Source organism: Thermoflexus sp. (genome assembly GCF_040289485.1).
Lineage (GTDB): Bacteria > Chloroflexota > Anaerolineae > Thermoflexales > Thermoflexaceae > Thermoflexus.
The window spans coordinates 33,374-40,916 of sequence record NZ_PSLG01000017.1; the positions used below are offsets into that span (position 1 = coordinate 33,374).

The following is a 7,543-nucleotide window of genomic DNA, read 5'->3' on the forward strand; positions in this document are numbered from 1 at the left end:
GCGGCCGTGCGGCTTTCTGTTCGGTTAGGAGAACACACCCATGAGATCCGCATGGAGGTGGGCCTTCTGGAGCGCTGTGGGATGGTCCTTCGGGAGGCCGGGGGACAGGGCCTCGTCGCCCTGGTCACCGACGCGACGGTGGCCTCCCTTTATGGCGAGCGGGTCCTCCGAGCCCTCGAGGCCGCAGGGTTGCGGGTGGTCGAGGTCGCGGCCCTGCCGCCGGGGGAGGGAACGAAGACGCTGGAGACCGCGGCCGACCTCTACCGTCGGCTCGCTCGGTCCGGCCTGGGGCGGGATGGCCTCCTGTTCGCCCTGGGGGGTGGGGTGGTCTTGGATCTGGCGGGCTTCGTGGCCGCGACCTACATGCGGGGGATCCCTTGGGTCAGCGCCCCCACCACCCTGCTGGCCATGGTCGACGCGGCCATCGGCGGCAAGGTGGGGGTGGATCTGCCAGAGGGGAAGAACCTGGTCGGGGCTTTCTATCCGCCGCGGCTGCTCCTGATCGATCCGACCGCTCTGCGCACGTTGCCGGCCGCTGAATGGCGGAACGGGATGGCCGAGGTGGTCAAGGCCGCGCTGATCGGCGACCCGGCGCTGTGGGAGGCGCTGGCGGAGGACCCGCGCCGGTGGGCGGGGCCGCCGGGGGGCTCCTCGGGGGAGGCCGCCGTGCTGACGCTGCTCCAGCGGGCGATGGCGGTCAAGATCCGGGTGGTGGAGGCGGACCCCTTCGAGACCTGTGGGCAACGGGAGCAGCTGAATCTGGGGCACACCTTCGGCCACGCCTTCGAACGGGCGAGCAGCTATCGAGTCCCCCACGGCGAGGCGGTGGCCGCGGGCATGGTGGCCGCCGCTGCCCTCTCGGAGCGGCTTGGGGTCTTGCAAGACCCGAGCCTGCGTCGGCGCCTGGAGGGGTTGCTGGAGGGGTTGGGGCTGCCAAGGCGCTGGGGGTTGTGGCTGGCCGGCTATGGCCTGCGGGCGGATCCGGAGGCGGTGGTGGCGGCGATGGGGACCGACAAGAAGCGACGGGGCGGGCGGCTGCGCTTCGTGCTCATCCATCGGCCTGGCGAGGTGCGCGTGCACGACGACGTCCCGCCGGAGGCGGTGCGGCAGGTTCTGGAGGAGACAGCGGGGTGAACGCGGAAGCCTTCGCGGCCTTCTACGATCGGTTCTTCGGCGACTTCCTGGAGGATCTGCCGTTCTATCAGGGCTACGCGGAGCGGGCGGGCTCGCCGCTTTTGGAGGTGGGCTGCGGCACCGGCCGGCTGACGGTTCCCCTGGCGGTGGCGGGGTTCCGGTTGGTGGGCCTAGACATCTCCCTGGCGATGTTGGATCGGGCGCGGGAGCGGGCGGCGGCGGCGGGCGTCGCCGACCGCATCCGGTGGGTTCAGGGGGATGCCACCCAGGGGGTCCCGGAAGGCCCTTATCCGATGGCCTTCATCCCCCTCAACACCTTCCTCCACTTCCACACCCTGGAGGCCCAGCGGGCTGTGCTGGCCCATCTCCACCGCGCCCTGGAGCCGGGGGGTCTGTTGCTGTTGGACTGTCTGAACCCGGACGCGGGCCTGTTGCAAGAGAGCGGGCAGGTCCACCTGCGGATGTGGCAGGAGGATCCGGAGAGCGGGGGGATGCTGCTCTGGTTCGAGGCGCGGCGGGTCGACGCGGCCGCCCAGCGGCTGGAGGTGGTGCTCCTGGTGGAGGAGCGGCAGCCGGACGGGGCGTGGCGGCGCTGGGCCTTCCCGAACGTCATGCGCTTTGTCTGGCCGGGGGAGCTGCGGCTGCTGTTGGAGAACGCCGGGTTCGCCGTGGAGGCCATGTTTGGCGCCTACGATCTCAGCCCGCTCCGGGAGGACAGCCCGCAGATCCTGGCGGTGGCACGGCGTGTATGAGGCCTGCAAGGGCATCTCCCTCCCCCTGAAGCGAGACGATGGGCGTCACCGATTACTACGTCTGGCGGACCTTTGAGGACCGTCTGGCTGGGGAGCCAATGCGCTGGGCTGGGAAGCCGGGCCTGGAGATCTGGAGCCATATCGATCCGGGGGTCGCTCTCATCGCCCAGGTGATGGAGATCGGGCCTCAGGACCATGTGCTCGATCTCAACTGCGGCGTGGGCTGGCTGGGGGTGCTGGCCGCCCGGCGGACCTCGGGGCGGATCCTTCTGGCCAGCGACCACGGGCTGGCGGTGGAGGCGGCCCGGCGCACGATGGCCATGAACGATCTGGAGGGGCGCGCCCACATCGTCCACGGGGATGGCCTTCCCTTTCTGGAGCCCGGCGCCTTCAACGTGGTTTTCCTGAACCTCCCCAAGGGGAAGGAGGTCGCCCGGCGTCTGCTGCGTCTGGCGGCGTGGGCGCTGAAGCCGGGGGGACGGCTGTATTTGGCCGGGCCCAAGCGGGGCGGCGTGGAGGGGCTCATCGCCGAGGCGGGGCGGCTGTTCGGGCGGGCGCCGGTGTGGGCCTATGGGAGCGGCTACCGGGTCGCCGTGGCCGTCCGGCCAGCCGACCTGGCGCTGGATCCGCCGGGGGATGACTTCGTGGAGCGGGAGGCGACGGTGCGGGGGCGGACCTGGCGTTTTGTCACCCGCCCCGGCTTGTTCTCGTGGTCGGCGTTGGACGAGGGCACGCGCCGCCTGATCGAGCACATGGAGATCGGCCCCCGCGATCACGTGCTGGACCTGGGCTGCGGGTATGGGATCGTGGGGGTGGTGGCCGGGCACGAGGCCCGGGAGGGTCGCGTGGTGATGGTGGACATCAGCGCGAGCGCCCTAGAGGCCAGCCGCCGCACCCTCTCCCTTTACGCGCTGCCCCACTGCGAGGTCCGCTTGAGCGACGTCATCGACGGCGTGCGGGGCGAGCGGTTCGACGTGGTCGTGACCAACCCACCCATCCATCAAGGGTTCGGGGTGGAGCGGGAGGTGGCCATGCAGTTCGTGCACGATGCGGTGCATGTGCTGCGCCCGGGCGGGCGGCTTTACCTGGTGGGGGCGGTGGTCCTCCCTTACCGGGCGATCATCGAACGGGTTTTCGGCAACGTGGAGGTCCTGTTCGACGATCGCCACTACCGTGTCTATCGGGCCGTCCGCCGCCCCCGGCGGGGCGGCGCCGGATAAATAGGGGCGCAGCGACGTGCCCGCCGGATGGGTCCTCAGGGGGCCTCCGCCAGGAGGCGGACCAGGAGGGCCTTCTGGGCGTGAAGGCGGTTCTCTGCCTGGTCGAAGATCACCGAGTGGGGGCCGTCGGCCACCTCGTCGGTGATCTCCTCGCCCCGGTGGGCCGGCAGGCAATGCATCACGATGACGTCGGGCTTCGCCTGCGCCACCAGCGCCTGGTTCACCTGGTAGGGCGGGAAGATGCGGCGGCGGATCTCCGCCTCGGCCTCCTGGCCCATGCTGGTCCAGACGTCGGTGTAGATCACGTCGGCCCCGCGGACCGCCTCGATGGGGTCGTGGGTGAAGGTGAGACGGCTGCCGCTGTGCGCGGCGAAGGCCTTTCCCCGCTCGATGACGGATTCTTTGAGCATATAGCCGGGCGGCGTGGCGATGGCGAAATCCATCCCTGTCATGGCGCACGCGTAGAGGAGGGCGGTCGCCACGTTGTTCCCGTCCCCCACGAAGGCGAGCCGGAGGCCTCGCAGCCGCCCTTTCTTCTCATAGATGGTCAGTAGGTCCCCCAGCGCTTGGCATGGATGCTCGTCATCGGAGAGGCCGTTGATGACCGGCACGGTGGCGTAGCGGGCCAGTTCCTCCAGGACGGCATGGGCGAACACCCGGGCCATGATGGCGTCCACGTAGCGGCTGAGGACCCGGGCCACGTCGGCGACGCTCTCTCGCTTCCCCAGGCCCACCTCCTGGGGGGAAAGGTAGATGGCGTCCCCGCCCAGGTGGCGCATGGCCATCTCGAAGGAGACCCGGGTGCGCAGAGAGGGCTTCTCGAAGAGCATCCCCAGGGTCTTGCCGGCCAGGAGGGACGGCCGGATCCCGGCCTTCCACTCGGCCTTCATGCGAGCCGCTTCCAAGACCAGGGCCTCGACCTCCTCCGGCGTCCAGTCGGCCAGCGAGAGGAAATGGCGCAGCCGTGTCATCTTGGAATCTCCTCGGGGAGAGGCTTCTCTATGTATTATGCCTGGTCGTTGTCCGTTTCACCCCGTGAGGAACCGCGACGAAGGAAGAGGCTCCCGGCAGGGCCTCCATGCCCATCCTCAGCGGGGGAAGGGGATTCGGGCGCGGACCCGCTGGAGGAGGGCCTCGTTGGGCCCCCGCAGGAGGAGGACGTGAGCGTCCTGCCATTCCAGGCGCAGGACATCCGTGCCGACCCAGGTGGCCTGGCCGGGGGCTTCGCGGGCCGGGCCGTGGCCGTAGCGCTTCGCGGCGTAGGCCCGATAAGCCTCGACGAACTCCGCCGCCTCATCCGCATTGTCCCAGGCCAGCCAGAGGACCAGCAGGTCTTGCCCTGCCCCCTCGTTCACATACACCGCGTAGCGGTCGCCTCCCCAGCCGGCGGCGGCCCTCTCGGCCTGATCGGTCGCCAGCCGCTCCTCCAGGTAGACTTTCAAGAAGAACTCCCCCAGCACGTTCTCGTCGGCCATGTGCCAGCCGCTGCCCAGGGTGTCCGTGAGCGGGGGCAACGAGACCCGGATGGGCGCCTCGTGGAGGCGGTATTTCTCTGGGTGCATGATCTGCTCGGTGGACGCCGGCGGATCCCGGAAGGCGGCGTTGACGGCTTCCCAACCACCCTCCTCGAAGAGGTGCTGGACGAAGGCAAAACCCTGGTCGTAGGGGAAGGTGAGTTCCTCACGGATGACGCGGGGAGCCCGGTCGAAGACCGGGCTGGGCTGGCTCTGAACGGCCTCCCACCACTGGCGGCGCTCCGCCGGGGGGAGGCGGCTCAAGTAAAGCAACTGCGTCAGGGTGGCGTCGCCTTCCACCAGGGCGCGGCGGGCCAGCATGGCATCATCGCTCAGGTCCTTCGGCCGCTTGCGCTCGTCGTCGGTGAAGCCCAGGGCGACGAGATCGAAGTGCTGGTCCTGAAGGAGATGGGTGTATTCGTGGGCGAAGGTCACCCGCTCCAGGATACCGGGCGCTGTGCGGTCGCTGATCACGAAGAACTGTTTGGTGTCCGGGTCATAGAAGCCGGCGATCTGCTCCGTGTAGAGGTCGAGGAGGAAGTCCCGCAGGGGGAAGTCCCGCGGCAGCAGGTCGAAGGCCGCCAGGGTGAGGGTGTCGCGGCGGGCCTCCTCCGGCGTGTAGTTTTCCTCGAATTTCTTCTTCTGGTAGGCTCGCAGTTCGGCCTGGGTCATCAGGGCCCGGGTGTAGGGGCCAGTGGCCTTCAAGCCCCGCAACCCCTCGACGAGGCGCGCGATCGCGTCGAAGGTCTGGTCGGCTGTGGAGGGAGGGGCGGGGGTCGATGGGGTGGGGATGGAGCGCGGCTCGGAGGGGGTGGGCGTGGGCGGGGGGAGCGTCGCTTCCAGCGGAGGTCCGGAAGGGGCGATCTGACGAGCGGCCATCCAGACCAGCGCTGCGGCCCCCAGGCTGCAAGCCAAGACCGAAAGGACCAAAGCGATCCCGGCGATCCATCGTCGCATTGTGGTTCTCCCGAACACGGCCGTTCCTCGGCGAGTGTATCCCTCCATCCCATGCCGGTCAATCCCACTGCATGCGGGCCAGCAGCGCCGCGTCGGAACGGCGGCGTCGGGCGAAGACCGCGCGGCGCTTGCGGGCGACCCGGGGCCACGTGAGCAGCCCCGCGATCTGTCCCCGCAGGCGGGCGCGGGCGGCCGCCCCGCGCCATGCCTTCAAGGCCTCGCAGGCGATGCGCCCCTGGGCCTGCAGGATGCGGGGCCAGAACCGGCGCAGGAGGCCGGCCGGATAATCCTTGGCCACGAGATAGATGAAGTTCCGGCCGTCGTAGAAACTGGCGATGGGTCCGCCCCCTGTGGCGCTCAGTTTGTGGTAGACCACCGCCGCGGGCACATACCAGCAGTTCCATCCAGCGATCTGGGCCCGCCAGGCCAGGTCCACGTCCTCGCACGAGTAGAAGAAATCTTCGTCGAAGAGGCCGATGTCCTCGAAGAGCGCCCGCCGGTAGGCCGCCGCCGCCCCGCAGGCGGAGAAAACCTCCTCCTCCCGGTCATATTGCCCAACGTCCCGCTCCCACACCCCCCGGTTGCCGGGGATCCCGTCCACCCGCACGTAATCGCCGGCCGAGTGGAAGACATCCCGCCGGTCGAAGAGCATGATCCGGGAGGCCAGGAGGCCAGCGTCGGGATGGCGCTCGAAGGCGGCGGCCAGGGCCTCCAACCAGGTGGGGGTGGCCTCCGTGTCGTTGTTGAGCAGGGCGATGATCTCCCCCCGCGCGGCGCGGATCCCCGCGTTGGCCGCGCCGGCGAACCCGCGGTTGCGCCGGAGGGCCAGGACCCGGACCTCGGGGTAGCCGGCCAGCAGATCGAGGGAGCCGTCGGTGGAGCCGTTGTCCACCACCAGGATCTCCCGATGGGGATAGGTCTGGCGGCGGAGGGCCTCCAGGCAGGTCGGGAGGTGGGCGGCGCCGTTCCAGTTGGGGATGATCACCGAGATCAGGGGTCCTGTCATTCGGCCAGCCATCCCTCCTCGGCCAGGTAGGCGCGCAGGGCCTCCGGCCATGGCCGCAGCCGGATGCCCAGGGCGGCCCCGCAGCGGTTGGCCAGGGGGGTGAAGGGCGGCACCTGAGAGGGGCGGGGGAAGTCGGCCAGGGCGATGGGAACCACCGGGACGTGCCCGCGCCCGGTCAGGCGGAGGATCTCCCGCGCGTAGTCGTAGCGCGAGCACATCCCCTCGTTGGTGAAGTGATAGATGCCGTAGGCTTCGGTCTCGATGAGGCGGGCGATGGCCTCCGCCACGTCCCGGGTGTAGCTGGGCGAGCCCACCTCATCGCCGACCACGCGGAGGGATCCCTCGGCCTCGGCCCGGCGCAGGATCTTGCGCACAAAATGGTTGCCGCCGGGGCCGAAGACCCAGGCGGTGCGGACGATATAGAAGCGACGCAGGAGGTGGGCGACGAACCATTCCCCGACCCACTTGCTCTGGCCATAGGGGTTGATGGGGTTGGGGCGGTCGAACTCGAGATAGGGTTCCCCTTTCGTCCCGTCGAAGACCTCGTTGGTGCTGATGTAGACCATGGCCGCGTCCGCCGCGGCGCAGGCCAGGGCCACGAACTGGGTGCCCAGGGCGTTCACCCGGAAGGCCCGCTCGGGGTCCCGGGCGCAGCCGTCCACGTCCGTCCACGCCGCGGCGTGGATCACCACCTCCGGCCGGGCGGAGAGGATGGTCCGGAACACCGCAGCGCGGTCCGCAACGTCCAGATCGGCGTGGGCAAAGGGGATCAGGGTGTGGCCGGCGAGGGCTGCCTGCAAGGCCCGCCCCAGTTGTCCGCCCGCGCCGGTGATCAGGACGCGCATCGGTAGGCCCGCCTCTCCTGCGGCAAGGACAGCGCACAGCTCATTCCCCGGAGCCTCCGGCGGTGGTGGGGGCGGCCGCCAGTTCAGGCACCTCCCGCTTGCTCTGCCAGACCAC

The 7,543-nt window shown here is 69.9% G+C and carries 7 protein-coding genes; 3 read left to right on the forward strand and 4 right to left on the reverse strand.

The genetic code is table 11. The annotated features are described in order from the left end of the window. Nucleotides 1-51 precede the first annotated feature (51 nt). From aroB to C4313_RS04795, 3 genes are read left to right on the forward strand one after another with little or no spacing between them, the layout of a single operon-like run. Nucleotides 52-1,134 carry a 3-dehydroquinate synthase gene (gene aroB, locus C4313_RS04785; protein ID WP_352428730.1) on the forward strand — a complete coding sequence of 361 codons (1,083 nt, stop codon included), beginning with the start codon at nt 52-54 and terminating at the stop codon, nt 1,132-1,134. After that, entirely contained in the window at nt 1,131-1,886 is a 756-nt protein-coding gene (locus C4313_RS04790; protein ID WP_352428731.1) for a class I SAM-dependent methyltransferase, read from the forward strand. The genes aroB and C4313_RS04790 overlap by 4 nt, the downstream gene beginning before the upstream one ends. Before the next feature lie 38 nt (nt 1,887-1,924). Beyond that, entirely contained in the window at nt 1,925-3,106 is a 1,182-nt protein-coding gene (locus C4313_RS04795; protein WP_352428732.1) for a methyltransferase, read from the forward strand. 35 nt (nt 3,107-3,141) lie between these two features. On the opposite strand, the gene argF is transcribed toward C4313_RS04795, so the two are convergent. The 4 genes from argF to rfbD form a co-directional block, all read right to left on the reverse strand. Next, on the reverse strand, nt 3,142-4,077 hold the full coding sequence (gene argF, locus C4313_RS04800; protein WP_352428733.1) for an ornithine carbamoyltransferase: 936 nt from the start codon (nt 4,075-4,077) through the stop codon (nt 3,142-3,144). Nucleotides 4,078-4,194: 117 nt separating this feature from the next. Beyond that, a complete protein-coding gene (locus tag C4313_RS04805; RefSeq protein ID WP_352428734.1) occupies nt 4,195-5,577 on the reverse strand; it encodes a hypothetical protein in 1,383 nt (460 codons plus the stop codon). Between the two features lie 58 nt (nt 5,578-5,635). Then, the gene (locus C4313_RS04810; RefSeq protein WP_352428735.1) at nt 5,636-6,583 is read right to left on the reverse strand and encodes a glycosyltransferase family 2 protein; all 948 of its coding nucleotides are present in this window, start codon (nt 6,581-6,583) and stop codon (nt 5,636-5,638) included. Further along, complete coding sequence (gene rfbD / locus C4313_RS04815) at nt 6,580-7,428, reverse strand: dTDP-4-dehydrorhamnose reductase (protein WP_352428736.1); 849 nt, start codon at nt 7,426-7,428, stop codon at nt 6,580-6,582. The genes C4313_RS04810 and rfbD overlap by 4 nt, the downstream gene beginning before the upstream one ends. Nucleotides 7,429-7,543 lie beyond the last annotated feature (115 nt).

What these genes read in the sequence shown, in the direction of transcription:
- aroB (WP_352428730.1), top strand. Translation starts at nt 52, where the DNA reads ATGGAGGTGGGCCTTCTGGAGCGCTGTGGGATGGTCCTTCGGGAGGCC.
- C4313_RS04795 (WP_352428732.1), top strand. Translation starts at nt 1,925, where the DNA reads ATGGGCGTCACCGATTACTACGTCTGGCGGACCTTTGAGGACCGTCTG.
- argF (WP_352428733.1), bottom strand. Translation starts at nt 4,077, where the DNA reads ATGACACGGCTGCGCCATTTCCTCTCGCTGGCCGACTGGACGCCGGAG.
- C4313_RS04805 (WP_352428734.1), bottom strand. Translation starts at nt 5,577, where the DNA reads ATGCGACGATGGATCGCCGGGATCGCTTTGGTCCTTTCGGTCTTGGCT.
- C4313_RS04810 (WP_352428735.1), bottom strand. Translation starts at nt 6,583, where the DNA reads ATGACAGGACCCCTGATCTCGGTGATCATCCCCAACTGGAACGGCGCC.
- rfbD (WP_352428736.1), bottom strand. Translation starts at nt 7,428, where the DNA reads ATGCGCGTCCTGATCACCGGCGCGGGCGGACAACTGGGGCGGGCCTTG.